The sequence below is a fragment of the Pseudomonas silensiensis genome (assembly GCF_050434865.1).
Lineage (GTDB): Bacteria > Pseudomonadota > Gammaproteobacteria > Pseudomonadales > Pseudomonadaceae > Aquipseudomonas > Aquipseudomonas fluorescens_W.
Genome location: NZ_JBNDJH010000008.1, coordinates 29,954 through 56,396 on the forward strand (window position 1 = coordinate 29,954; position 26,443 = coordinate 56,396).

General features: G+C 60.0%; 22 protein-coding genes. 9 read left to right on the forward strand and 13 right to left on the reverse strand.

The features are described 5' to 3' along the window. Positions 1 to 157 precede the first annotated feature (157 nt). Positions 158 to 1,195, forward strand: coding sequence for an AraC family transcriptional regulator (locus QF010_RS13610; RefSeq protein WP_429533293.1), 1,038 nt, complete (start codon positions 158 to 160; stop codon positions 1,193 to 1,195). A gap of 17 nt (positions 1,196 to 1,212) precedes the next feature. Here QF010_RS13610 and QF010_RS13615 read toward each other — a convergent pair whose 3' ends face one another. After that, entirely contained in the window at positions 1,213 to 3,714 is a 2,502-nt protein-coding gene (locus QF010_RS13615; protein WP_429533294.1) for a DUF3141 domain-containing protein, read from the reverse strand. Positions 3,715 to 3,969: 255 nt separating this feature from the next. On the opposite strand from QF010_RS13615, the gene phaP reads away from it, so the two are divergent. After that, positions 3,970 to 4,539, forward strand: a complete 570-nt coding sequence (gene phaP / locus QF010_RS13620) for a TIGR01841 family phasin (protein WP_033054894.1) — start codon at positions 3,970 to 3,972, stop codon at positions 4,537 to 4,539. Between the two features lie 93 nt (positions 4,540 to 4,632). Here phaP and QF010_RS13625 read toward each other — a convergent pair whose 3' ends face one another. From QF010_RS13625 to QF010_RS13670, 10 genes are all read right to left on the reverse strand, one after another. Further along, a complete protein-coding gene (locus QF010_RS13625; protein ID WP_429533295.1) occupies positions 4,633 to 6,654 on the reverse strand; it encodes a nitric oxide reductase activation protein NorD in 2,022 nt (673 codons plus the stop codon). Beyond that, positions 6,655 to 7,470 carry a CbbQ/NirQ/NorQ/GpvN family protein gene (locus QF010_RS13630; RefSeq protein WP_429533296.1) on the reverse strand — a complete coding sequence of 272 codons (816 nt, stop codon included), beginning with the start codon at positions 7,468 to 7,470 and terminating at the stop codon, positions 6,655 to 6,657. Beyond that, positions 7,470 to 8,840 (reverse strand): cbb3-type cytochrome c oxidase subunit I, encoded by a 1,371-nt coding sequence (locus tag QF010_RS13635; RefSeq protein ID WP_033055205.1) that lies wholly within the window; start codon positions 8,838 to 8,840, stop codon positions 7,470 to 7,472. Before QF010_RS13635 ends, QF010_RS13630 begins: the two co-directional genes overlap by 1 nt. A 15-nt stretch (positions 8,841 to 8,855) precedes the next feature. Next, on the reverse strand, positions 8,856 to 9,716 hold the full coding sequence (locus QF010_RS13640; RefSeq protein ID WP_033054891.1) for a c-type cytochrome: 861 nt from the start codon (positions 9,714 to 9,716) through the stop codon (positions 8,856 to 8,858). Between the two features lie 332 nt (positions 9,717 to 10,048). Continuing rightward, the gene (gene phaR / locus QF010_RS13645) at positions 10,049 to 10,588 is read right to left on the reverse strand and encodes a polyhydroxyalkanoate synthesis repressor PhaR (RefSeq protein WP_033054890.1); all 540 of its coding nucleotides are present in this window, start codon (positions 10,586 to 10,588) and stop codon (positions 10,049 to 10,051) included. 190 nt (positions 10,589 to 10,778) lie between these two features. After that, positions 10,779 to 12,047, reverse strand: a complete 1,269-nt coding sequence (locus tag QF010_RS13650) for an OprD family porin (protein WP_429533297.1) — start codon at positions 12,045 to 12,047, stop codon at positions 10,779 to 10,781. A 129-nt stretch (positions 12,048 to 12,176) separates the two neighbouring features. Continuing rightward, positions 12,177 to 13,949 (reverse strand): acyl-CoA dehydrogenase C-terminal domain-containing protein, encoded by a 1,773-nt coding sequence (locus QF010_RS13655; protein ID WP_429533298.1) that lies wholly within the window; start codon positions 13,947 to 13,949, stop codon positions 12,177 to 12,179. A 64-nt stretch (positions 13,950 to 14,013) separates the two neighbouring features. Continuing rightward, positions 14,014 to 15,684 carry a cation acetate symporter gene (locus QF010_RS13660; protein ID WP_429533299.1) on the reverse strand — a complete coding sequence of 557 codons (1,671 nt, stop codon included), beginning with the start codon at positions 15,682 to 15,684 and terminating at the stop codon, positions 14,014 to 14,016. Next, positions 15,684 to 16,010, reverse strand: a complete 327-nt coding sequence (locus QF010_RS13665) for a DUF485 domain-containing protein (RefSeq protein ID WP_050482769.1) — start codon at positions 16,008 to 16,010, stop codon at positions 15,684 to 15,686. Before QF010_RS13665 ends, QF010_RS13660 begins: the two co-directional genes overlap by 1 nt. A 113-nt stretch (positions 16,011 to 16,123) precedes the next feature. Next, a complete protein-coding gene (locus tag QF010_RS13670) occupies positions 16,124 to 17,746 on the reverse strand; it encodes an acyl-CoA synthetase (protein WP_429533300.1) in 1,623 nt (540 codons plus the stop codon). Between the two features lie 231 nt (positions 17,747 to 17,977). Here QF010_RS13670 and QF010_RS13675 point away from each other — a divergent pair, with 231 nt between their 5' ends. From QF010_RS13675 to QF010_RS13685, 3 genes are all read left to right on the forward strand, one after another. Continuing rightward, positions 17,978 to 20,254 carry a PAS domain-containing sensor histidine kinase gene (locus tag QF010_RS13675; RefSeq protein WP_429509962.1) on the forward strand — a complete coding sequence of 759 codons (2,277 nt, stop codon included), beginning with the start codon at positions 17,978 to 17,980 and terminating at the stop codon, positions 20,252 to 20,254. Positions 20,255 to 20,258: 4 nt separating this feature from the next. Next, positions 20,259 to 20,894, forward strand: coding sequence for a response regulator transcription factor (locus QF010_RS13680; protein ID WP_008146422.1), 636 nt, complete (start codon positions 20,259 to 20,261; stop codon positions 20,892 to 20,894). Positions 20,895 to 21,210: 316 nt separating this feature from the next. Next, positions 21,211 to 22,311 carry an AI-2E family transporter gene (locus QF010_RS13685; protein WP_429533301.1) on the forward strand — a complete coding sequence of 367 codons (1,101 nt, stop codon included), beginning with the start codon at positions 21,211 to 21,213 and terminating at the stop codon, positions 22,309 to 22,311. Positions 22,312 to 22,381: 70 nt separating this feature from the next. On the opposite strand, the gene QF010_RS13690 is transcribed toward QF010_RS13685, so the two are convergent. Next, entirely contained in the window at positions 22,382 to 22,507 is a 126-nt protein-coding gene (locus QF010_RS13690) for a hypothetical protein (protein WP_429533302.1), read from the reverse strand. A gap of 26 nt (positions 22,508 to 22,533) precedes the next feature. Here QF010_RS13690 and QF010_RS13695 point away from each other — a divergent pair, with 26 nt between their 5' ends. Both QF010_RS13695 and QF010_RS13700 read left to right on the forward strand, forming a co-directional pair. After that, positions 22,534 to 22,998: a MaoC family dehydratase gene (locus QF010_RS13695; RefSeq protein ID WP_429533303.1), complete on the forward strand. Its 465-nt coding sequence runs from the start codon at positions 22,534 to 22,536 to the stop codon at positions 22,996 to 22,998. A gap of 47 nt (positions 22,999 to 23,045) precedes the next feature. Beyond that, positions 23,046 to 24,230 carry a patatin-like phospholipase family protein gene (locus QF010_RS13700; RefSeq protein ID WP_429533384.1) on the forward strand — a complete coding sequence of 395 codons (1,185 nt, stop codon included), beginning with the start codon at positions 23,046 to 23,048 and terminating at the stop codon, positions 24,228 to 24,230. A 10-nt stretch (positions 24,231 to 24,240) separates the two neighbouring features. Here QF010_RS13700 and QF010_RS13705 read toward each other — a convergent pair whose 3' ends face one another. Next, complete coding sequence (locus QF010_RS13705) at positions 24,241 to 24,888, reverse strand: MliC family protein (protein ID WP_429533304.1); 648 nt, start codon at positions 24,886 to 24,888, stop codon at positions 24,241 to 24,243. Between the two features lie 462 nt (positions 24,889 to 25,350). On the opposite strand from QF010_RS13705, the gene QF010_RS13710 reads away from it, so the two are divergent. Both QF010_RS13710 and ltnD read left to right on the forward strand, forming a co-directional pair. Then, positions 25,351 to 25,518, forward strand: a complete 168-nt coding sequence (locus tag QF010_RS13710; RefSeq protein ID WP_429533305.1) for a hypothetical protein — start codon at positions 25,351 to 25,353, stop codon at positions 25,516 to 25,518. Beyond that, positions 25,511 to 26,416 carry an L-threonate dehydrogenase gene (gene ltnD / locus QF010_RS13715; protein WP_095132767.1) on the forward strand — a complete coding sequence of 302 codons (906 nt, stop codon included), beginning with the start codon at positions 25,511 to 25,513 and terminating at the stop codon, positions 26,414 to 26,416. Before QF010_RS13710 ends, ltnD begins: the two co-directional genes overlap by 8 nt. Positions 26,417 to 26,443 lie beyond the last annotated feature (27 nt).

The following is a 26,443-nucleotide window of genomic DNA, read 5'->3' on the forward strand; positions in this document are numbered from 1 at the left end:
TATAGGATGACGACTGACCTGAAATAGTGGCTAAAAGTGAGGAGTACCTATACTGGGATCAATATTGGCAACTGAACCACCCGTTAGTCTTTGATTCATCGCAGATCAGTTATGGCTCCGGACAGGATGTTCGGTTCCACAGGTCATTGAGGACGCCATGTATAGAATGAGTTCAGGCTATGCCAGCGTGCTGGTAAATACGCTCTTGGCTCAAGGACTGGATGTTGCCAGTCTGTGTCAGGAGGCTGAACTAGACATGAAGCTTGCGGACAAACCAGGAGCGTTTTGCGAGCGAAAGGCAATCTATCGACTTTGGGATCTGGCCGCTCAGGCCTCGGGTGATCCAGACATAGGCTTGAAGGCCTATGGAAGTTTCAACCCCGGCAGCTTTCAGATCGTCGGCTACACCATGATGTCCAGCCTGAATCTGAAAAAAGCCCTTGAACGACTGGTCCGTTTCAGTCCGTTGATCGGAACCGGATTCAGCCTTTTCTTTACATCGGAACAGCAGAACTACCGACTTTCCGGCCTTGATCATCAACAAAAAGGCTCGGTCAAACCTCGCCAATACACCGATGCAGCGCTGGCTTCATTGCTGGGTTTCTGCCGTACGCTGGCGGGCGGCAACGCACCGCAACCCTTGAGCGTGGGGTTCACCTATCCCGAACCTGACGACACCTCCGAGCATCGTCGGCTGTTTGGCTGCGACCTGCATTTCGACGCGCCTTACGACAGCATTTTGTTTGACGGTCAGGAACTGATGCGTCCGTTGAACATGGCCAATGAAGCGTTGGCGGTGCTGCATGACAGTTTTGCCGAGGCTCAACTGGACCTGCTGTTTGGTTTTTGCATCGTCGGCAGGATTCGCGCGCTGATTACTGAGCGTTTGAGTCAGGATCATGGACAGTGCGACATGGAGTCGATCGCGGCGGCATTGAACATCAGCAAGCGGACGTTGCAGCGCGCGCTGGAAAAAGAAGGGACGCAATTCAAGGATGTGCAGAACGCGGTGCGCCGGCAATTGGCCGATTTCTACCTGCGCCATTCTCACTTCAACATGAAGCATGTCGCGTATCTCCTTGGTTTTCATGACCACAGCAGTTTCAACAAAGCCTGTAGCCGCTGGTTTGGCATGACACCCGGTCAGTATCGGGCCGATGAATCGTTTGAAATCGAGGAAGCCGCGCCGGTCTGACGCGGTCCTCGTCAGTGTTATTTCACCGGAGGTTTTTTTACGCCATTCTTGCCCTTGGCAGGTTTGCGCACTGGACTCGCAACCTTGGCGACGGGGTCAGGGGTTACTGCGGTTTTTTCCTGCTTGATTGGCTCAGGGATGGCCACCGGGGTTTCCTGCTTGATTGGCTCGGGGATGACCACTGGGGCTTCATGCTTGGCCGGCTCTGGAGCTACCACCGGGACTTTCTCTTCGATGGCATCGGCTGCACCGGGTGGTTGGGTCAGGCTGAAACCTGGCAGCGGCACGTCAAGCAGTGTGTGCAGCTCACGCCAGAAGAGGTTGTCTGCGCCGCTGGTCAGCAGTTCCGGCAGCAAATTGGCGACGGCCGCGAGCACTTGCTGGCGTTCTTCGACCTCAACCAGCATCAAGGGCAGGCTGTGCAGGCTTTCTTGCGGATGGGTAGCGACCAGCAGTTTTTGCAGGCGCAGGGTTTCACGCAAATCAAGCGGCTCGGCACTGTAGTCCTGAAGCAACACTTGCAGCTGCTGGATCAATTTTTCGACACTTTGCTTGCCCGGCTCGTCGCTGTCGCGGCCCAGCAGGAACAGGATCCGTATCAAGGCTTCCATCAGGCCGCCAAGGGGCAGGGCATCCTGCAAGCGCTCAATCAAAACCTTGTCGTGCTGCTTGGCATGTTCCTGAAGATTTCGCCCGGACGCATTGCCGGTGAGGCTGTTGAGCACGCCATACACGCCGTAGAAACACATTTCCTGAGCGGCATCGCGCAGATCCCGATAGCCGTTCAAGGCGTCCTGCACCTGGTTGGAAAACAGTTCCTGCCAGACCAGCAACGGGTTGGTCTGGCTGGCGGGGTGACGATCTTTGCTTACCTGGGCGGCACTGCCTGCCAGCCACCACAGCGCCGGGTTCAAACTGCTCCAGGCCACTTGCTGCTGATGGAAAGGGTGCGCCCGGCGCAGCATTTCGGCGCTCGGTTCGTTGATCAGCTGGCGCAACCACGGGCGTATGAATTCGTCGTACACACTGTTGTTGATAGCGGACGCGCGCTGGACCAGCGCAAATTCGCGATCGTCATCACGGGGCGGCTGCACCTGGCCATGGATGTCGGCGATACGCCGGCGTTCGAATCGCACGGCATACGGCGTCGCCGAATTCTCCGGCAGGTCTTCGATCAGCATTTCATACAGCCCGGCTGACAGCGCATTGATCGCATCGACTGCACCGAGCAACTCACGGTGCTCGCGCCGCGCCACTTCACCGGACACGAAGATGCCCAGGTGGCCGATGCTCGCGTGTCGCAGGTACACGATGGTGCGTCCGGCATTTTGCAACGCGAGATCGCTGGGATAAACGTCGGAGATCCAGTCCAGTGCCTGTTGCGGCGGGGTGATGTTGTCGCCATATGAGCAGAACACCACCACCGGTACTTCGATCAGCTTGAGGTCAAGCCCGCTGCTCTTGCGCCCCAGGCCGCCGGACAGCTGATTACCGATGAACAAGTCGTCGACAATCATCTCGATCTCTTCGCCATTGAGCAGGGTCGGGCTGCCCCACCAGCGTTCGAAATCCAGAAAGCGTGCGGCCTCGCTGTCGACTTCGCTGAACAGGTGGTAGTACTTGCCCCAATAGGTGTTGGCCGGGTCCAGGTTTTCGAAATTGCTGACCAGCCAGGTGCCGTCGAAACGGTCATTGCCGAGGTCGCTTCCCAAGCGTGCCATCCAGCCACCGCCCAGCAGACCGCCGGTGTAGCGCATTGGATTGCGGCCATTGACGCCGGCCCAGTACGACAACGGCGCACCGTTGACGATGATCAGCCCCGGCAACTCCGGCCGGGTGGCCGCGAGGCCCATTAACGCCCAGCCCGCCTGGCAGTTACCGATCAGCACGGGTTTGGTGCTGTCCGGATGCCGGGCGCTGACGACTTCGATGAACCGCGCCTGGGCTTCTGTGATATCGGCAAGGGTTTGCCCTGGGCGGGGCGAGTGACTGAAGGAGATGAAGTAGGTGGGGTGGCCGGCTCTCAAGCTCTCGCCGATGACCGAATCCTGTTTGAAACCGCCGATGCCCGAACCGTGGCCGCCGCGGGGGTCGATGATGATCACCGGCTGTTTTTTGCTGTCGATCTGTTGTCCGGGACCGCCGAGGATTTGCAACAGCGAGTAATTGACCGGGCGGGGCAGGTCTTCACCGGCGACCAGCGTTTCATGATTGAACTTGAGCAGCAGCGGATACCCGGCGCGTTCATGGGCCAGGGTGTTGTCGCCGCGCTGACGCAAGGTGTCCCAGAACAACACGCTGCGTTGGCCGAGGTCCGTGAAGTATTCCTGCCAGTCGGCAGGCGTCGGCTGTCGGAGTTGCCCAAGGCTTAAAGGCGCGAAGGTTTTTGCCTGGCGCTTCTGCACGGCGTCGAGGACATTTTGGGTATTGAGGCGCTGCAGATGATTCAGGTGTTCGAACAAGCCGGCGGGTGCGCAGAGCTCTTCATCTTGCAGCGCAATATTTAATTCCTGACCCATCGTAATCTCCTGACGCTGTACATGGGAACCGGCCCATCTGAACCCTTTAGTTAAAGAGGTCTAGCCCGGCCGTTCGATGAGCAGGAGTTTACAGCGAATAAGGAGGGCTTTAGCAAAGGTTATTTTGCACCGCACAAAAATAGACGTTGCCAAATAGTTTTGTGCACTGCAATATCAAGGCTAACGCGATGACTGGCCGGATCGCTATCGCGTCCTCAGGTCCATCAGGGCCTTCTAGTACCAGGAGATTCAAGCATGTCTTTTTTCAATTCGGAAAAACTGCAAACCGCTCAGAAAGCCAACCTCGATCTTTTGCAGCAAATCAGCGGCAAAGTCTTCGCCAGCGTTGAACAGCTCAGCCAGTTGCAGTTCAAGGCACTGCGCGACTCCACCGAAGAGCACTTCGAAGGCGTTCGCAAGCTGCTGGCCGTCCGTGATCCACAAGGTTTCGCCGAGCTGCAAGCTTCTTTCACTCAGCCAAGTGCACAGACCGAACGTCTGGCCGAGTTCAATCGTCAGGTTCAAGCGCTGATCGTCGGTACTCAGTCGGACATCGCCAAACTGACCTCGAGTCAGGTCGAAGCGGGCACCCAACAGGTGCAAGAGTTCGTTGAAACCATCAGCAAGAATGCACCGGCCGGCTCCGAGCCTGTTGTGGCAGCATTCAAGTCGAGCCTGGCAAATGCCGGCACTGTGTTCGAAAGCGCACAGAAAGCCGTAAAACAGGCTGCCGATGTAGCTCAGAGCAGTTTCGACGCAGCGACTGCCGCGGCCACCAAAGCTGCTCCAGAAGCAAGCGCCAAGGCTACTAGCGGTAACAAGTAAGTCGCATTAGATCAGCGGCACCAAATGGCGATGGGTTGATCCCCCATCGCCATTTTTTTGTGCCGCGGAAAACCTTGGCGGGGCGGCTCTGGCTCACACCGATACCAGTCGTCTGATCCAGTCCAGCAGGACGCTGGGCAACAGTTCTGGTCTGTGCAGCAAGGCGTATTGCCGCGCTCCGAATACCGCGGGCAGGTAATTCGCCGCCTGGCGGTCGATGGTCAAACAGAAGGGATAGATGCCTTGGAGCTTGGCTTCGGTCACGGCTTGGCGCATGTCTTCCACACCATAGCGGCCTTCGTACTGGTCAACATCGTTCGGCTTGCCGTCGGAGAGCAGTAACAAGAGACGGTGCGTGGCGGCTTCGCGCATCAGCAATGTGCTGGCGTGGCGCAGGGCGGCGCCGGCCCGGGTATAGCGTTCCGGTTCGAGGGCGGCAATGCGCCGACCGACTTCATCGCTGTAGCGCTCATCGAATGCTTTCAGGTTGCGGATCGTGACCCGCTGCGGCCCTTCGCCGGAAAATGCCAGCACGCTATAAGGCTCGCCCAGGCTTTCCAGCGCCAGACAGACCAGCAGCAACGCCTCGCGCTCGACATCAATGACCCGGCGATGGCAGGACAGCCAGCTGTCAGTGGAGCCGCTGACGTCGATCAGCAACATGATCGCCATGTCGCGCCGGCCACGGCGCTGGGTCTGATACAGCGCCTGCGGCATGCTCAGGCCGGCGCGGGCCTCGGCGCAACCGTCGATATACGCCTCCAGATCGATATCGTCGCCCTCCCATTGTTTGCGCAGCCTGACGCGTTGGGCCCGCAGACTGTCGAATTGCCGGCGGATGGCATCGAGCACCGGACGGTGCGTGTCGAGGGTTCGCTCGACCCACTGCTGCGGGCCTTCCAGGGCAGGACACAGTTGCAGGGTCGCACCCGGATCACGGTAAGCCTGGCGGCGGTAATCCCACTCGGGGTAGCTGATTGCGTTGTTGGCGAGGTCCTGTGCACCGTGCTGAGCGCGGGTCTGGGGCGGGTCGTCGGACAGCAGCACTTCTTTCGGGCGACCGGCGGTGATCACCAGTCGGGCTTCGTTGAGTTCGGCCAATGCCTCGGCGAAATCAGCCGCCGGAGTATCGGTATCCCGGTCGGCAGGGCGCTGCATCCCCATGGGGTCTTCGGCCTTTTCCAGCGGTTCGGCGGGCTGCACCATCCACAGGCCTTGCTCCTGATCATCGTCCTCATCGGCACAGGCTTCGCGCACAGTGGGCTGACGTGCGAGGCGGGCGCTGCGTGGCAGGGTATCGGCGGTGTCGATTTCGCCGGGCAAGGGCTGCACCTTCACAGCCACCGCCGGCTCGCGCAGGTCGCCGGTCCAGCCATCGAGCAGCAACAGATGAGCGCCCGGCTTGTGCGGTTCATCGATGGACAGGAAACGTTGCGCAAGGGTTTCTGACTGCTGTACCGAGTCGGCTGTTTTGGCGGGTATCTCCAGCCCTTCCAGAGGGGTGCCGCATTCGCTGCGCAGCAGTAAACGAAGAAAATTTTCCAGGGGGTGTCGCGAGTTTGGAAAGGCGTGAAGCGGCGGGCGATTCGCCAGGGCATGTTCGCGCAAGCCATGGATCGATGGCGCCAACCCCGGCAAAAGTCGCACCAAATCCGTGTCGGCGGCCCAGGCTTCCAGGAGCATATAGACGCTGCGCTGCATCGGGTTGTCGAGGGCTGACAGGGCGCTGGCACTGCCTCGTCGGGCACGCATCGCCTGTTGCAAGGCCAGGGTTTTATAGCGTTGCAGCGAGAGCGGACCCTCGTGGCTGCCCAAGTCCTCCGGCAGCCATATCGTCACGCCATCGGTCGCCGGGACGGCGTTTTGCCGACACGGCTTTTCATGACGCAGCAACAGCTTTTTCAGGAACGTGGGGGGCGAGGGTGGTTGCGCGACACGCAGCGGATAGTGGGTGTTGAACACTGCCTTGATCAGTAAATCGAGGTGTTGTGCGACATCCCCGAGGGTGATGATTTTTGCGGTGTCCGAAGGTGCCCGGTGACGACGCCACAGCGCCTGCGCATACACCGTAGCGTGGCGAGCGACGTCAGTGATGAGGTCCTCGGCTTCAGCCATCTAGATAAACGTCAGGTCGACGAGGTCGCGCATGGCCGCGACCAGCACCGCGTCATCGGACAGCGGCGAGATCAACGCGACCCGGCACGCGATGGGCGCAGCAATGCCGCGGGAAATCAGCCGTGCCGTGGCAATCAGTAGACGGGTGCTGGGGACTTCCGCCAGGCCTCGGTCTTGCAAGGCGCGTAGCCGTTGGGCGAGGGTGACCAGGGCGTGGGCGGTGGCGTAGTCGGTTCCGCCCTCATGAATGACGATGGCAATTTCGCGCTCGGCCGGCGGGAAGTCAAAATCCAGCGCCACGAAGCGCTGGCGGGTACTCGGCTTCAAATCCTTGAGTATTCGTTGGTAGCCGGGGTTGTAGGACACCACCAACTGAAAGTGTGGCGAGGCTTCGAGGATCTCGCCGATTTTGTCCAGTGGCAGAATCCGTCGGTGGTCGGTCAGCGGGTGCAGGACGACAATCGTGTCTTGCCGCGCTTCGACCACTTCGTCCAGGTAACAGATAGCGCCTTCGCGCACGGCTCGGGTCAGCGGGCCTTCGGTCCAATGGGTGCCCTGGTGCCCGATCAGGAAACGCCCGACCAGGTCACTGGCACTCAGATCGTCATGGCAGGAAATAGTGATCAGCGGGCGTTTGAGACGCCACGCCATGTGTTCGACAAAACGGGTTTTGCCACAACCGGTGGGGCCTTTGAGCATGACGGCCAGTTGCTGCGCATGGCATTGCTCGAAAATCGCCACCTCGTCGCCGCTGGGCTGGTAATAGGGTTCAGCTTGCAGCGCTGTGGGTTCGGCATGCATCAGCGAACGTTCCATCACCGCGCCGCGCCCGAGGCTTGAGGTGTGGCCAGGACCGGATCGGCTTCATCGACATTGAAGTCCGGCGCATGGCGGAAAAATTCGAAGATGAACAGTCCGGCACCCAGGCTGAACATCGACGCCGTCGCCACCAGCATCAGGAAATGCACCTGAATTTTCAGCTGAACGTCCAGGTAACCCAGGCCGAGAATGCGTTCCAGGTACACCTGACCAATGCCCGCGGTGGCAAATGACAGGGTCATGCCGAACATTCCGCCCAACTGCAGCCAGAATGCCCAGTAACCGATACTGCTTTCCTCCACCGGACGACGGGTCATGCCGGGCAACGCATAGGTGATCATCGCCAGGACAATCATGGCGTAGGCGCCATAGAAGGCCGCATGACCATGCATGGCGGTAATCAGGGTGCCGTGGGTCCACTTGTTGACGTCGGGGAAGGTGTGAGCCAACCCCAGCAGACCGGCGCCGAACATGGTGAACACCGCGCTGCCCAAGGTCCAGTGCAAGGCCAGTTTGTTGGGGTGAGAGAGGCCGGAGCGGCGCATCGCGTTGTAGGCATAGATCGCCATGCCGATCAGCGCCATCGGCTCAAGTGCACTGAAAAAACCGCCCAGTGGCAGCCAGTAATGAGGAACGCCGATCCAGTAATAATGGTGTGCGGTGCCCAGAATGCCGGCAATGAACACCAGGCCGACGATGACGTACAGCCACTTCTCCATCACCTCGCGGTCAGCGCCGGACAGCCGGATCAGCAGATAGGCAAGGAAGCCACCCTGAATCATCTCCCAAACACCTTCGACCCACAGGTGGATCGTCCACCAGCGGTAATAGATCGACACCACGTAGTTTTCATAATGCAGCAGCGCCGGCAGAAAGAGCACGGCGGCGCTGGCCAGGCCCAGCAGCAGGACGCCTTCGGTGGCGGTGAAACGCCCGGCCTTCTTGATCGTCATGCCGATGTTGTAGAGGAACATCAGCATGCAAATCACGATCACGATCTTGTGGGGCAGCGGCTGTTCGAGCAGCTTGTTCCCGGTGCCATAGCCGAACAGATAGCCAAGAACGGCGGTGACCCCCATGGCCGTCCACAAACCGAGCTGGATGTAGGCCAGTTTGGTGCTGTGCAACTCGCCACGGGATTCGTCCGGCACCATCCAGTAAGTCGCGCCCATGAACCCGGTGAGCACCCAGACAATCAACAGGTTGGTGTGAATGGACTTGGTGACATCGAATGGCAATAGGTTCAGCAGCGGATCCGGCCCGAGGTATTTGGCCGCCGAGAGCAGGCCGAAGACCAGTTGCAGGCCGAACAGCACCATGGCAACGGCAAAATACCAGTAGGCGACGGATTGAGATCTGTAGCGCATGGTCATCCCCTGCGGTTACTGGAACGACGCCAGATAGGCGACCAGTTGATCGATCTGTTCGGGCGTTAGCGATTTGGCGAAGGTGTCCGGCATGAAGGACATACCGTTGGCGGAAAACATGTCGCCCGGATGCAGGTAAACACTCGGCGTGACGATGGATTCGCGGATGAAACTTTCGGCGTCCTTGGCCTTGCCTTTGTAGTCAGGCGAGGCGATGACCTGTTTGGCCCGACTGGCCAACCCGGCCAGTGATGGCCCGGCGAGGTTGACGCCCGGCGCAATCGAGTGGCAAGCGCTGCACACCGGGCTGGCGGTTGTTCGAAACAGCGCCTCGCCCAGGGCGATCGGGTCTTCCTTGCCGGACACCGGGCGGGCGGCGGGGGGCGGTTGGTCGCCGCCGGCGGCATTCTGCTGTGCCACGGTGAGGTCCATGCCGGGAATCGACGCACCGGTCACCAGAATCGGGCGCGGAGGCCAGCCTTGATTGTCGACCTTGCTCACCCAGTCGAGGAAAGTGATCAAATCGGCGATTTCCTCATCGCCGAGTTTCAGGTTCGGCATCAGACGCCGATGGCGTTTCTCGTCATAGAACTTTGAGGGATCTTTGAGGAACGCAGTGAGATACGGGGTGCCGCGCTGCTGGGTGATTTTCGTCAGGTCCGGGGCGTAATAAGCCCCCTCGCCGAACAGGGTGTGGCAATTGATGCAATTGTATTGATGCCAGACATCCTTGCCGCGAGTCACCTGCGGCGTGATCTGTTGGGCATTGGTCAAAGTGGGAAACTGCCGATGACTATCAACGGTCATGCCCAGAAACACCACAGTGGCGATCGCCGTCGATATCAGCGCGAACGAGCGTGTCTGGCGTTTGTTCATTGCGAACTCCCTATACGCCGATACCGGTCCAATAGGTGATGCCGATCACTCCGGCGTAGACGACCGCGCTGGCCATCAGCACGAGCACTGCATAGCTGACGAGCTTCAAGACTGTTTGCACGACTGCCTCCCAATCTGAAAGTGCAGGTGGAAAGAGCGTTAGCCCGTTGCATTGACGATTGCTTGAGGTCTGCATTCGAACAGCTGCGAACAGGCGCTAAAGATTGACGACTTCACCAGGCCTTGCGTTTAAGTGCCGTGGTTCAGTGGGGGAGGCAGGATGACTGTGAGCCTAGTAGACGACGCGCGACTGTCAATGATTCGGGTGGACTTCATTCACCGTCTTTTTTCTTTCCGCCATCAGCGTCTGGCTTGCCGCCGAACATGCCAAACAGGTTCTGGGTGTTCAGATACAGCGCCTTCGACTGGTCGACATATTGGCGCATCAGGTCCTGCATCACCGGCGCCTGCTGGTGCATGAAGGTGCTCCAGGCTTCGGACGACTGCGCGCCAGTCTGGGACTGGACGTCGATCACGGTCTGAATGCTCTTGTCCAGGTAACTGCCGAGTACGCCCTGATAAGGGCCGTAGAACTGGATAATTCCCATCAGCATTTCGGTGGTGAAGATCGGCTCACCGCCGCTTTCGGCTTCCAGAATCACTTGCAGCAGGATGCTGCGCGTCAGGTCCTCACCGCTCTTGGCATCGACCACCTGAAACGCCACTTTATCGACGACCAACTGACGTATGTCCGCCAGCGTCAGGTGACTGCTGGTGTGGGTGTCGTAGAGTCGGCGATTGGGGTACTTTTTGATCAGACGGGGCGAATCTGGCATGCGGGGCGTCTCGTGGCGAGCCTGGTTTGCAGGCATCTTAACCTACAATCATCATTGGTGTTCTTCAGGCCGCCATCGCGGGCAAGCCCGCTCCCACAGTGATCTCTATTGTTCACAAATACTGCATTCACAGCAGAACCCTGTGGGAGCGGGCTTGCCCGCGATGGAGTCATAAAAAAGGGGAGCGCGCTGTTAGCGTGCCCCCCCTCGGAGAAACTGAATTGGCTTACCAGATCGGCAGGGTGTAGCTGAGGATCAGGCGGTTTTCATCCAGATCGCTGCCGAAGTGGGTCGAGCGCACCGTCGCGTTGCGCCACTTCACCCCGACATTTTTCAGCGGCCCGCTCTGCACCACATAACCGATGTCGGTATCGCGTTCCCATTCCTTGCCTTCCGGGCGGTTGCCGCCCAGATCGATATTGTCGCCGGTGAGGTAACGGGTCATGAAGGTCAGCCCCGGTACGCCGATGGCCGCAAAGTTGTAGTCGTAGCGCGCTTGCCAGGACTTTTCGTCCTTGCTGGCGAAGTCGCCGATCTGCACGAAGTTCACCAGGAACGCATCGGTACCGTTGACGTAGGCGTAGCCGGTGTCGCCGCTCATGCCTTGATAACCCAGACCGAACGCATGCCCGCCGAGGTTGTAGGTGAACATCGCGCCAATCGCATTGTTATCGACATTGCTGCCGCCATCGTCCGTGGAGCGGGCGAAGCGCAGATCCGTCTTGAATGACTGGCCCGTCGTCACCGGCAACACGTAGGTCAGGTTGACCAGATGCTGGCTGTAGAAGTTGTCGAGATGGCCGTAGCTGTAGCCGGTGGCGAGGTTGCTGGTCCATTTGTAGTTCAGGCTGGCGAAATCGAAGCTGTCGCTGTCGACATGACGGGTGGTGATGCCCTTGGCGCCGGTGCGGGTGATGCCCATGTCCTCGTAGTCCGAGGAGTCGCGCTGGTTGACCTGCGTCAGCCGCCCGGCATCCACGGTCAGGCCTTCCAGTTCCAGCGAGGTCAGCTGACCGCCCTTGAAGGTTTGTGGCAGCAACCGTGAATCGTTGGCCAGAATCGTCGGCAGTTTCGGCAACAGCGTGCCGAGTTTCAGCGTGCTTTTGGAGGCGCGCACTTTGGCGGTCAGGCCCAGTTCGCCATACTCGTCCTGCGCCCCTTTGCTCGTGTCGCGATGGCGTTTGAGCAGGCCGGAACCTGCGCGATCCGGGCTGGAATCGAGCTTGACGCCGACCAGGCCGATGGCATCGAAACCGACACCGATCAAACCGTCGGTGAAGCCCGATTCGTAGCGCAGCAGGAAACCCTGGGCCCATTCCTCTTGTTTGGATTGGGCGGCGTTGTCCTGGCGATAGTCACGGTTGAAATAGAAGTTACGCAGCTCAAGGCTGGCCTTGCTGTCTTTGACAAAGTCAGCAGCGGCGGGGGCCGAGAGGCTGATGACGCCGCCGGCCAGCAACAGTCGGGTAGCGAGGGTGCGGGTGTTGCGGTCCATGGTGAAGCCCCTTTGTTTTTATTATGGAAAGACAGGTCCCGCGGCCCTCGCCAGGTGGGCGAGGGCTTATCAATAAAAAAACGCGAACGCCGAAAGGACAGGAGCGTGGCGCCGCGTGCGGTTCAATCGTTAGAACTGTTCGGCGCTCAGGCCAAACAACGAGGCACTGCCCGCGCGGATGGATTGCTCCAGGCTCAAAGTGCGCGGCAGCAAGCGGCGGATATAGAAGTCGGCAGTGGCGATTTTTGCGCCATAAAACCCTTCGTCTTCGTGCAGTTTTTGCTTGGCCACCTGTGCCATGCGCGCCCAAAGCCAGGCGTAAGCGACGTAACCGAACAGGTGCAAATACTCCACCGACGCGGCGCCGACTTCGTTGCGATTGGTCGCGGCCTGATCCTGTAGCCAGTCGCTCAGGTCTTCCAGACGCTGCACGGCATCGAACAGTTGGGCGGAGTAGGGCGCGTCAGGCTGATGGGCGAAATGACGGATCTCAGCGGTGAACTGGCGCAGCGCGAAGCCCTTGTCGGCGAGCACTTTGCGTCCGAGCAGGTCCAGGGCCTGAATGCCGTTGGTGCCTTCGTAGATCTGCGCGATGCGTACGTCACGGACCAATTGTTCCTGGCCCCATTCACGGATGTAGCCATGGCCGCCGAACACTTGCTGGCCGTTGATGCAGCTTTCGAGGCCGGTGTCGGTAAAAAATGCCTTGGCGACTGGAGTGAGCAGCGCGACCAGGGTTTGGGCGTTCTCCCGTTCCTCGGCGTCATCGGAAAACTTCGCCAGATCGAGTTGCTGCCCGACGTAGCTGGCGAACGCGCGGCCGCCCTCGGTCATGGCTTTCATGCTCAGCAGCATGCGGCGCACATCAGGGTGGACGATTATCGGATCGGCCATTTTGTCCGGGGCAATAGCACCGGTCGGCGCGCGGCTTTGCACACGTTCACGGGCGTAAGCCACGGCGCTCTGATAGGACGCCTCGGCGCAGCCAATGCCCTGAATACCGATGGACAGGCGTTCGTAGTTCATCATGGTGAACATCGCCGCCAGGCCTTTGTTGGCTTCGCCGACCAGCCAACCGCTGGCGCCGTCGAAGTTCATCACGCAGGTGGCCGAGGCCTTGATGCCCATCTTGTGTTCGATCGAACCGCAACTCACCGCGTTGGCATCGCCGAGGGAGCCGTCGGCATTGACCAGCACTTTGGGCACGACAAACAGCGAGATGCCTTTCGGTCCCGCCGGCGCGTCCGGCAGTTTCGCCAGGACCAGATGGACAATGTTTTCGGTCAGGTCCTGATCGCCACCGGTGATGAAGATCTTGCTGCCGGTGATGCTGAAGCTGCCATCGGCCTGAGGTTCGGCGCGGGTGCGGATAATCCCCAGATCGGTGCCGGCATGGGCTTCGGTCAAGCACATGGAACCGGCCCAGCGGCCTTCGTACATCGGCGGCAGGTAGAGGTTTTTCAGGGTGTCGCTGGCGTGGGCATCCAGTGCCAGGCAGGCACCGGAACTCAACGCCGAATACAGGGCGAAGCTGGAGTTGGCGCCGTAGAGCATTTCTTCGAACTGCACGGCGAGCATCTTCGGCATGCCCATGCCGCCGAAATCGGCGTTACCGGAAAGACCCACCCAGCCGCCTTCGATGTAGGTGGCATAAGCCTGTTTGAAACCGATTGGCGTGCTGACCTGGCCATCGACCCACTGGGCGCCTTCCTCGTCGCCACTGCGATTCAATGGCGCAATCAGGTGCGAGGTGACTTTGGCCGCCTCCTCAAGAATGGCGTCGGCGGTGGCGGCGTCGACACTGTCGGCCAGGGCGGGCAGACGTGCCCACAGGGCCGGGGCATCGAACACTTCATGCAAGACAAAGCGCATGTCGCGCAGCGGGGCGTTGAATTCGGGCATAACGTGAACCTCAAAAGGTTGTGCGATGGGCACGGCGCCGCTTGAGCAGGCCGTGCCCTTTCTATCAATGGCTGGAAGCGCTGGCGGCACCGAGGCCGGTCTGGGCGCGAACGAACTGGTCGGCGTAAGCGTCACGCTCCTTGTCGGCCCGCACGCTGCGGTCGAGTTTCGACACCACGACGATCACGAAGAACGCCAGCGGCATGGAGAACAGCGCCGGGTGGTCGTACGGGAAGATCGCGTGAGCATGGCCGAGCACGGTGACCCAGACGGCTGGCGACAGGATCACCAGCACCAGTGCGCAGATCAGGCCGGCGAAACCGCCGATGATCGCGCCTTTGGTGGTCAAGCCTTTCCAGTACATGGCCATGATCAGCACCGGGAAGTTGGTCGAGGCGGCGATGCCGAAGGTCAGGCCCACCAGGAACGCGACGTTCATCTTCTCGAACAGAATGCCCAGCAGAATCGCGATGATGCCCAGGCCGACAGTGGCCATGCGGGTCACGCGCATTTCCTGTTTCTGGCTGGCTTTGCCTTTCTTGAACACCGTGGCGTACAGATCGTGGGATATCGCCGAGGCACCGGCCAGGGCCAGCCCGGAGACCACCGCCAGAATGGTGGCGAAGGCCACGGCCGAGAGGAAACCGAAGAACAGGTTGCCACCGACCGCTTTGGCCAGGTGCATGGCGACCATGTTGCCGCCGCCAATCAAGGCGCCGCCGACTTCACCATTGACGTAGTACTGCGGGTCGGTGCCGATGATCACCATCGCGGCAAAGCCCAGGGTGCAAACCACCAGGAAGAAGAAGCCGATAAAACCGGTGGCGTAGAGCACCGACTTACGCGCTTCCTTGGCGTTAGGCACGGTGAAGAAGCGCATCAGAATGTGCGGCAGACCGGCAATCCCGAACACCAGGCCCAGCGACATCGAAGCGGTGTTGATCGGGTCGGCGAGCATCGAGCCAGGGCCCATGATGTTCCAGCCACTGGCATGAGCTTCGACGGCTTTGGTGGCCAGGGTTTCGTAGCTGAAACCGAACTGCGACATGGCCATGAACGCCAGGGTCGTGCCGCCGGCAAGCAGCAACACAGCCTTGATGATCTGTACCCAGGTGGTGGCGATCATGCCGCCGAAGATCACGTAAACCAGCATCAGCGCGCCGACGATCACCACGGCGACCGGGTAGTCGAGACCGAACAGCAACTTGATCAACTGACCGGCACCGACCATCTGTACGATCAGGTAGCAGCACACCACCGTCAACGAACCAAACGCGGCGAAGATCCGCACTTTGTTCTGGTCCAGTCGATAGGACACGATGTCGGCAAAGGTGTAGCGCCCCAGGTTGCGCAGACGCTCGGCCATCAGGAAGGTGATGATCGGCCAACCGACGAAGAAGCCGATGGTATAGATGAAGCCGTCGTAGCCCTTGGCAAACACCAGGCTGGACAGCCCCAGCAACGTGGCAGCGGACATGTAGTCGCCGGCAATCGCCAGACCGTTCTGAAACCCGGTAATGCCACCGCCTGCGGTGTAGAAGTCCGACGTGGATTTGGTTTGCCGCGCGGCCCACCAGGTGATGGCCAGCGTGCCCAGCACGAAGACGAAGAACATGCCGATCGCATGCAGGTTGAGCGGTTGTTTTTCCACCGCACCCAGCGCGGGGGCAGCCAGCACGACGGAGGCCGGCAATAGCCCGGCAGCGGCGAGGAGAAGTTTACGCAGAAGAGTCATTACTTGCTCTCCTCGAGAATGGCGGCGCCCAGTGCATCAAAACGCGTGTTGGCGCGGTAGACGTACCAACCGGTCAGCAGCCAGGAAAAAATGATGATCGCCGCGCCAACCGGCATGCCCAGGGTCAACATCCGATGCTCGGCGAGCGGCGCATGCAGCCACTGCGGGGCAAACGCCACCACCAACATGAACGCGTAGTAAGTGCCCAGCACCGCAGCACTCAGCGACCAGGCCAGGCGCGAACGGCTGCTCACCAATTGAAGGAATTTCGGGTTGGACCGAATGCGCTCACAGCGTTGGGTATCGGTTGAATGGATGTCGATCATGGGTGGCTCCACATTTGTTGTTATAGGCGTTTGAACGGGGCCGAATTCGGCGTGCACGAGCCCGAAGCGGCAGGTAAAACACCTGCCGCCGGGAGGTACAACGTTGGTTCGGGTTAGAGCGCTTTAGCCCTGTCGCGCAGGACGTACTTCTGGATCTTGCCGGTGGACGTTTTCGGCAACAGGGTGAAGATCACCGTGCGCGGCACTTTGAAGCCGGCCAGATGCTCGCGGCAGAAACTGATGATGTCTGCCTCGCGAACGTCCTGGTGATCAGCCTTCAAGGTGATAAAGGCGCAGGGCGTTTCGCCCCACTTCTCATCAGGGCGGGCGACGACGGCCGCTTCCATGACGGCTGGATGGCGATAGAGCACGCCTTCCAGTTCGATGGTGGAAATGTTCTCGCCGCCGGAAATGATGATGTCCTTGAGTCGGTCCTTGATCTCGACGTAACCGTTCGGATGACACACCGCCAGGTCGCCGGTGTGGAACCAGCCGCCTTCGAACGCTTCGGCCGTGGCGGTCGAGTTCTTCAGGTAGCCCTTCATCACGGTGTTGCCGCGCATGAAGATCTCACCGATGGTCTGACCGTCTCGCGGGGTCGGTTCCAGTGTCTTCGAGTCGCCAACCATCACGCCTTCGAGCGTCGGGTAGCGCACGCCCTGACGGGATTTGATTTGTGCCCGTTCGTCGAGTGGCAACTCATCCCATTCGGCATGCCAGGCGCAGAGCGTCACCGGACCATAGGTTTCGGTCAGGCCATACACGTGGGTGACCTTGATGCCCATTTCTTCCACGGCACCGATCACTTTGGCCGGTGGCGCGGCACCGGCGACCATGGCGTTGACCGGGTGATCGATCGCCGCTTTCGCCGACGCCGGCATGTTGACCAAGGCATTGAGCACAATTGGCGCAGCGCACAGATGGGTGACCTGGTGCTCGCGGATCAGCGTGAGGATTTTCTGCGGATCGACACGGCGCAGGAACACATGCACACCGGCCATGGCGGTGATGATCCACGGGTAGCACCAACCGTTGCAATGGAACATCGGCAGGGTCCAGAGGTACACCGGATGGTTGCCCATGGCCCAGGTCATCTGGTTGCCCAACGAGTTCAGGTAAGCACCGCGATGGTGGTAAACCACGCCTTTCGGGTTGCCGGTGGTGCCGGAGGTGTAATTCAGCGAGATGGCATCCCATTCGTTCGCCGGCCACTGCCAGGCGAAGGCCGGGTCGCCTTCGGCCAACAGCGCTTCATAGTCCAGATCGCTGACCGCCTGGCCTTCGCCGTATTCCGGGTCATTAACGTCGATGACCAGCGGCGGGTGATCCAGCATGCCAATGGCAGCGTGAATCACATCATGGAACTCGCGGTCGGTAATCAGCACCTTGGCTTCGCCATGTTGCAGCATGAAGGCGATGGCTTCGGCATCCAGACGCACGTTGAGTGGGTTGAGCACCGCACCAATCATCGGCACGCCGAAATGCACTTCAAGCATCTCGGGAATGTTCGGCAGCATCACGGCCACCGTGTCGTTCTTGCCGATGCCGCGACCAGCCAGCGCCGAAGCCAGGCGGCGGCAGCGGGTGTAGGTCTGCGCCCAGGTACGGCGAATGGAACCATGGATGACGGCGGGGTAGTCCGGATAAACGCTGGCGGTGCGCTCGATGAAGCTGAGCGGAGACAAGGCAATATGGTTGACAGCCGCAGGGCTTAGCCCTTGTTCATAGATCGACATGTACGGGTACTCGGTGGCTGATTGTTAGCTCTATAGGTGACCCTTGCAGCGTCGCCGCTGAGGGCACCTTTTATGTCCGGCTTGCTTTATATAACATTCAGCTACTGATATGGAAGTACAACCTACGTCATATAGGATATGTACTATATTTGATTCTTCCAGGTCTAAATCAATACAGTCACACCGCCAAGGCCGGTATATCCTTGGCCTCCTCAACGAAGCGGACCCGTGATGACCCTGACTCCCGTTCGATTGCACAGCTGGTTGCGCCTGCAGCGCGAGGGCGTGTCTCTGGCCGCCCGGGCCGATGCGTTGTGCCGTGCGCTGCAGGAATGTCCCGAGGTACGCCGGGCGGTTTATTTGAGTTGGCAAGCCAATGCGCGGATATACAGCCACGAGGGTGCCGCCCAGCATTTTCCACCGGGCTTGGGCGATCCGTCGCTGGCCAGCGATCAGTTGCTGTTTGATCGGCTGGGCGAGGCGGGGCGCCTGGATCTGGCGCAAGTTCGGCAACTCGATTGCTGGTTGTCCGGGCGACTGCGTCGGGCCGCCATCAGCCATGGCCAGGTGTTTGATCTGGCCTTGCAACCGGCGCAGCCGGGGTTGTTACTGGTGGAAGTGTGCGAGGGCGTGAGTCTTGATTGGCTGGGTTGGGTGCAGGACTTGCTGACGACCTTGCTGAGCAGCGTCAACGGCATGCTGCGCGGCTCGCCGCTGTTAGGGCACGATCCACAACCGAGTCTATTGCTCGATGCGCAGGGCCGGCCGCTGGAGTTCAACGCGGCGCTGCTGGCGTTGCTCGCCGAAAAACCGCTGACTGATGTGCTGGGTTTTCTGCCGGTCAATCACCGGGTGCTGGTCCGTGCCTGCCTCGACCAGCAACGCGCCATCGACGGGGTCGAAGCCCAATTCGAAGCGCAGATCCTGATCTGGACGTTTATCCCCGATCCCCAGGACAACCGCGTGCTCGCCCGATGCCGCGATGCCACGGCACAAGTGCTGGCCGAGCGTGAAGCCGCCACGGCGCGCCGGTTGTACCGGCTGATCATCGAGAACACCACCGACCTGATTTCCCGACACACCCCGGACGGGCGCTTTCTGGATGCCTCGCCCGCGTCCTGGACGTTGCTCGGCTATTGGCCGGAAGAGTTGCGCGGGCAAATGGCCCAGGGTTTGTTCCATGGTCAGGACCTGGCCAGCCTGGTGCAGCGCGCGCGAGATGCCCTGGAGCAGGACGGTTATCACACGATGACCTATCGCATTCGCCATCGAGACGGGCATTACCTGTGGTTCGAAACCGCGAGCCGGGCGATTCGTGAAACCTACACCGGGACAGTGGTTGAAGTGGTCAGCGTGTCCCGGGACATCACCGCCCGGGTGCAAGCCGAAGAGAACAAGCGGCGCCTGGCGGAAGTCGTTGAAGCCAACACCGATCCGGTGCTGTTCATCGACCCCGAGGGGCAAGTTACTTACCTCAATCCGGCGGCGCGGCGCATCCTCGGGATCGACGAACAACAACCGATGCCAGCCCTGGCACAATTGTTCGCCAGCGCCGACCTGACACGTCTGCAGCGTGATGGCTGGAGCAGCGCCGAACGCGACGGTGTCTGGAGCACCGATGCGCGATTGCAGCCACCGGGTGGCGGCACTTCAGTGCCGGTATCGCTGGTGTTGCTGGCGCACCGTTCGGCCGGCGGCGAGCGCTACTACTCGTTGGTGGCGCGGGACATGACCGAGCGTGAACTGCGTGAGGTGCAACAGCGACGCCATCAGGACGAACTGGCCCACACCGCACGGTTGGTCACCCTGGGTGAATTGGCCTCGGGCATCGCTCACGAAATCAACCAGCCGTTGGCGGCGGTGGTCAATTACGCCAATGCCAGCCAGCGCTATTTACAGACGCTGGATTCAAATCCCCAGGCCGCCGCCCGAGTGGCGCAAGGGCTGGAACGCATTACCCATCACGCCACGCATGCCTCGGAAGTGATCAGGCGTTTGCGCGCGTTTCTGCGCAAGGGACAACGCCGGATGCAGGCCCTTAACTTCACTGACGTCGCCCGCGAGGCCGTGCGTTTGTGTGCCTGGGAAGCGAGCAATTGCCAAGTGACAATCGAGGATCGCCTGCCGGATAATCTGCCGCCGATTTATGCCGACCGGGTGCTGCTGGAGCAGGTGCTGCTCAATCTGTTGCGCAATGCCATCGATGCCAACCGCGAACAACATCCGGGGCAGCCTTCGCTGATCGTGATGGCTGCGGGGCAGGGCGGTGGTGCAACCGTGGAAATCAGTGTGCAAGACCAGGGGCCAGGCGTCAGCGAGCCCGAACTGGAGCAGATATTTACCCCGTTCTATACCAGCAAGGCCGATGGCCTGGGGCTTGGCTTGTCCATGAGCCGCAGCATCATCGAAGGTTTCGGTGGCGAATTACAGGCTCGACGCCAACCGGTCGGGCTGCTGATGTGCTGCCGTTTGCCGCTGGCCGGTCCAACAAAACAACAACAGGAATAACGTAATGGCAGGTGTGACGGAGCACGTGGTGTATGTGGTCGACGACGATCAAGGCATGCTCGACTCAACGGTCTGGTTATTGGAATCGGTAGGGCTCAAGGCCTTGCCGTTCACCAGTGGCGTGGAGTTTCTCAATGCTTGTGATGCCACGCTCGATGCCTGCGTGCTGCTCGATGTTCGCATGCCCGGCATGGGCGGTTTGAACGTGCAGGAAGAAATGCGCGCACGTGAGCTGAACCTGCCGATCATTTTCGTCAGCGGGCATGCGGATGTGCCGATCGTGGTTCGCGCCTTCAAGGCAGGCGCCCATGACTTCATCGAGAAGCCCTATAACGAGCAATTGCTGCTGGACAGCGTGCAACAGGCACTCAGTAACTGCGCGGCAAACCGCTCAGGCAATCAGGGACACGAAGCCTTGCAGGCACGCTTGCTGACACTGACCCCACGGGAGCGCGATGTCTTGCTGCCGCTGGTCCAGGGTTACACCACCCGTGAGATCGCTGAGCAACTGGGCGTGAGCGCAAAAACCGTCGACCTGTATCGCTCGCGGGTGATGAAACGCATGCAGGCCAATACCTTGCCGGACCTGGTGGGCATGGCCATCGCCGCTGAATTGGTTGATCCGCTGAAGCTGCGGTGATTTGCGCAAGGGTAACGCCCCTCACCCTAACCCTCTCCCCAGGGGGCGAGGGGACTGACCGAGTTGTTCTTAGAGTTACATCGACCTGAAAGCCCGAGGTGAACTCAGGATTGAAGAACAACACAGATCGGCTCCCTTTCCCCCTCTCCCCTTTGGGGAGAGGGCTGGGGTGAGGGGTGGATCCTGAGCCAGACACAACATCCAGAATCACCCAATCAACGCTTCGCTTTCACCCCATCCACTCACTTTTCCAACTGAACGTCTATGCTGGGCTAACTGATCTCATCCCTCTGCAGCGATCTGCAAGGAGGCAGCAATGGTGCCCACATCCAGCTCCGAAAAGGCGTTCACACGCAGTCTGCTCGATGTTTTGATCCGAGCCGGGTTGATTACCGTGCTGGTGCTGTTCTGCTTTGAAATCTTCAGCCCGTTCCGCGACCTCATGCTGTGGTCGGTGATCCTGGCGATCACCCTTTATCCATTGCAAGAGCGGCTCAAGGGACCGCTGGGTCTGAAAGACGGCCATATTGCGACGCTGATTGTGCTGATCGCGATCATTGTGCTCATGGTGCCGATCTATCTGCTGGTCACCTCGATTGCCGATTCGGTCTCGCATGCCATGACCACCGTCAAGGACGGCAACTTCCATATTCCGCCACCCGCCGATTCAGTCGCTGACTGGCCGTTAGTGGGCAAGCGTCTCTCTGCCATATGGCTGCAGGCCTCAACCGACCTTCCCGATCTGACAGCGAAGTACCTGCCGCAGATAAAACATTTCAGCGTGAGTTTCCTCGGCAAACTGGCCGGCATCGGCATGGGGTTCCTCACCTTTATCTTTGCATTGATCATCGCCGGCATCTTCATGGCCTATGGCGAGAGCGGCAGGCGCAGTGCGGTGCAGATCGCTTCACGCATCAGCGATCCGGGCAAGGGGCCGAAAATCGCCGCACTGTGTACCGCAACGATCCGTGCGGTCGCGCTGGGGGTGGTCGGCATCGCGTTCATCCAGATGCTGCTGGTGGGCATCGGATTCGTACTCAAGGGTGTCCCCGGTGCCGGTCTGCTTGCCTTGGCGGTGCTGCTGCTCGGCATCATGCAATTGCCCGCGACGCTGATTACGGTGCCCGTGATTGCCTATGTGTTCGCCACCGAGGGGGCCAGCACGGCGACCATCGTCTTCGCCATCTATGTGTTTGTTGCCGGCCTGGTGGATAACGTACTCAAGCCCTTGCTGCTGGGGCGCGGTGTCGATGTGCCGATGCCGGTGGTGCTGATCGGAGCCTTGGGCGGCATGGTCACCAGCGGTATCCTCGGGCTGTTCATCGGCCCGGTGGTGCTTGCGGTCGGCTATCAGTTGTTCTGGCAATGGGTGGAGGATCCGTCGCCGAACAGACCGGACGTCCCGCCGACGTTATGACAGCCCGGGCTTGCGCTAGCATTTAAGGTGTTCAGGCCATTCGCCCTGACGAGCAGGACAGTGCACCCCGTCAGATGACCGTTTGGACTTCGCCACTTAATGCGCGGTGCAGGACTTCTACTTCGGCGAGGACTTCCGGCTTCGTCGACTCGACTACAACGTGGACGTGAGTGGTGGCTATCGACCTCAGCGACATCAGCTACGCCTAGAGAGGGTTGAATCATGACCATCCATTCCTGGGAAAAACTCTACCTCGATGACTTGAGCCTGGGTCAGCAGTTCGAAAGCGACAGCCTGCGTGTCCATCGAGCGTCGATGCTGGCCTTCGCTCAGGAATTCGACCCGCAACCGTTTCACCTCGATCCTGAAGCCGCCGAGCTGAGCCTGTTCCGTGGTCTGGCAGCCAGTGGCTGGAACACCGCAGCCCTGACCATGAAGCTGCTGGTGGACAGCGTGCCATTGGCAGACGGGATCATCGGCCTGAGCATCGAGTTGAGCTGGCCGACACCGACCTACCCGGATGACCTGCTACGTCTGCAATGCACCGTGCAGGCCATCGAACCGTCCAGCTCCAAACCCGATCGGGGCGTGGTGACCCTGTTCATGGAAACACTCAATCAAAACGACAAGGTCGTGCAGCGAGCCACCGGCAAACTGCTGGTCTTCAGAAGACCGGCGCCTGATTGAGAAAGCAGGCGTGTTCTTTGTCAATTACAGGGGCCGGAGGAGGCGTTTTGAAAACATTCCTGCTCAGGCCTAGCGCCTCAACGCTGAACATGTTGCGTCAAGCGTGCCTGCAACGCCGAGATGCGGTGCCGCCAACGTTAACCGAAAAAGCGCTCATCCCTGGCATTCCAAATGCTCGCTACTGGCTGGACCACGATCTGACGCCGTTCATTCGAGATGTGAGTCTGGCCAACCTTCGAGAAGCCGAGGCGCTCGCCAACGCCGGGCTGCCCAATGACACCCTGCCGCTGGCGAGCATGTTGGCCGTTTCGGGGGGCGGCGATGCAGGCACCTTCGCGGGGGGCATCATTGCGGGATGGACCCTGCATGGGTCTCGACCGGTGTTCAAAGTTGTCACCGGCATTAGTGCTGGTGCCCTGGTCGCCCCGTTCGCCTACCTGGGGCCCCAGTACGATGGGGTCATTCTGGGTATCTGCAACGCAGTCGGTCCAAAAGACATTTTCCATGCGCGCAATGTGCTGACCCGTCTTGCCAGTGACGGTATCGCGCACAGCAAGCCACTGTCGCGGCTGATTGCACAGCACATCACTGCCGAGGTTCTTGCGGCGATCGCGTCGGAATACGCCAAAGGACGACTGCTGATGATCGGCACCACCGACCTTGATTCCGGACGCCCGGTCACCTGGAACATGGGCGCTATTGCCTCCAGCCAGGCACCGGGCGCGCTCGACCTGTTTCGCAACATCATGATCGCGTCGATGAGTATTCCCGGCGCCGTCTCACCCGTCATGATCGATGTGGAGGTTGACGGCCAACAGTTTCAGGAAATGCACGTGGACGGAGGCGTCCTGACTCAGGTGTTCCTTTACCCACCCGGCACCGTGATGGCGCTGAACCGCGTGACCGGCTCGCGTTTGCGTGATGAACGGCATTTCTATGTCATTCGCAACGGCAAACTGGAGCTGCAGTGGTCCGGAACCAAGCGCCGCACCTTGAGTATCGGCGGTCGCGCCATCAGCGCATTGATCCAGACTCAGGGGATCAGCGATCTGGATCGCATTTACCGAATTGCACAGCAGGATGGCGCGGACTTCAATCTGGCGTACATCGGCTCCGATTTTGATACTTCTCGCGCTTATAAATTTGATGGCGAGTACATGAAGCGCTTATTCGATTACGCCTTTCAACTCAGTGCGAAGGGGTATCCGTGGCATAAATCACCGAATACGTGAGAGAGGGCAATCAGCTGACCGGCTCGGCCGTACAACTCATCGCCCCAGTGCCTGGCTTCTGGAAAATCACCCCGTTGCCGTCTTGCCAGAAGCGGTAGCTCCCCAGGGAATCCTTGCCCGTGTATTGGGTGCCCGAATCACTCGGCACCTGGTTCAGGGTGATGGAGGTGTTCGCCCATTTCAGGTACACGACACCCGGCTGCGTGTTGAAGAAGGTGGCGGCTATCAGTGCGTTAAACCCTGCGCAACGAAAAGCCAGGGGGCCTTCGGTGAGCCTGTCTGGATCCTTGGTTCTCACAATGGCCGAGCCTTGGCGCAGCTGGTGCGCGCGCTCGGCATAGCTTCGGATCGTGCACGCCTTGGGGTCAGACGTGGACGCACACTGATTACGGGAGTCGATCCAGAACTGCTGGTCGATCAAGACTTTGTCTGGCCGCGGTACTGAACGTTCATCCGTGAGCGCCAGGCGATAAAGGCGCGTCAGTTCAATATCCATCTGTGCCAGTTGCCGATCGCGACAGATCAGCTTTTCGACGGATGCCCTTGCCGTGGCGCAGTCGAAGCTGGTCTTGAACGACGCAGCATTTGCGCAGGTGCTCGTCGCCGCGCAAACGCTGGCAGCGAGCAGACAGGTGAAAAGGGCCGTGACCGTTTTCATGTTGGCTTCACCCAGATCATGACGTGATCCCCGGATTGCCATGGAACCTATCGGTCTATTGAACATTTATTCGTTCGCATTGGGTGTATCGCAGTGTAAGTCAGTGCTCAAAACTTGCCACACCGCCGGGCGCAGAAACGCATGTCTTGTAGCAGCCTGCGTCCGGCTCTGTAGCAGCTGTCGAGCTTGCGAGGCTGCGTCCGGCTGCGCAGCAGTCGTGAAATCAGTGCTCTCGGTGAATCAGGTAGACCGCGCTCGTCGGATTTACGACTGCTGCGCAGCCGGACGCAGCCTCGCAAGCTCGACAGCTGCTACATCGCACGTATGGGTTTACCGAGGATCCGCAGGGCATGTTAAAAAATGTTAGATTGAAAAAATACTTCACATAATCTGATCATTGGTAGATGATCTTCACCAGCCGGTATGACAACCTGATAACACGACAAAAACAGGATTGCCTTGATGTTCGATGAGATCGCGACTCATGTGCTGAATGACAGCGCCCCTCAGCGGGTTTATCCGCTCGGCGCTGATCCTGTCTACCTCAGCCCTCTCTACAACGCGGCCAATGTCTGCGCCTTGCAGGTGCGCAAGCAGTCGCTGCTTTCCTCTGGAGTACCCCATGAATAACAAGAATGTCGGTGTTGTCGGTCTGGGCGCGATGGGCCTGGGCATTGCCCGCTCGTTGTTGCGCAGCGGTTTCAATGTGCATGCCTGTGATGTGCGGGCGGCAGTGACTGAACAGTTTGCCGGGGAGGGCGGCGTGGCGTGCTCGTCGCCGTCGCACATGGCCGCTGAGTGCGACGTGATAGTGACCGTCGTGGTCAACGCCGAGCAGACCGAAACCGTACTGTTTGGTGAGGGGGGTGCCGTGGCGGCACTGCGTCCGGGCAGCCTGGTGATCGGCTGCGCCACCGTCGCCCCGACGTACGCGGTGGATCTGGGCCAGCGCCTGGCCGCGCTGGGTCTGCTGTATCTGGACGCACCGATTTCCGGTGGCGCCGCCAAGGCGGCCGCTGGCGAGATGACCATGATGACCTCGGGGCCGGCCGACGCCTATACCAAGGCAGAGTCGATCCTGGCGGGCATGGCTGGCAAGGTGTATCGCCTGGGTGACGTTCATGGCCTGGGTTCGAAGGTCAAAATCATCAACCAACTGCTCGCCGGGGTGCACATCGCCGCTTCTGCCGAAGCCATGGCGCTGGGCCTGCGTGAAGGGGTCGATGCCGATGCACTCTATGAGGTGATCACCCATAGCGCCGGTAATTCCTGGATGTTCGAAAACCGCGTGCCGCACATTCTCAAGGCTGACTACACGCCGTTGTCCGCGGTGGATATTTTCGTCAAGGACCTGGGACTGGTACTGGATACCGCCCGGGCCAGCAAATTCCCGCTGCCGCTGTCGGCCACCGCGCACCAGATGTTCATGCAGGCATCCAGTGCCGGCTTTGGCCGTGAGGACGACTCGGCGGTGATCAAGATTTTCCCGGGCATCGAATTGCCGACTGCCAAGCCCCAGTCCGTTTGAAGCCCGAGCCCGTTTGAGGAACACCCC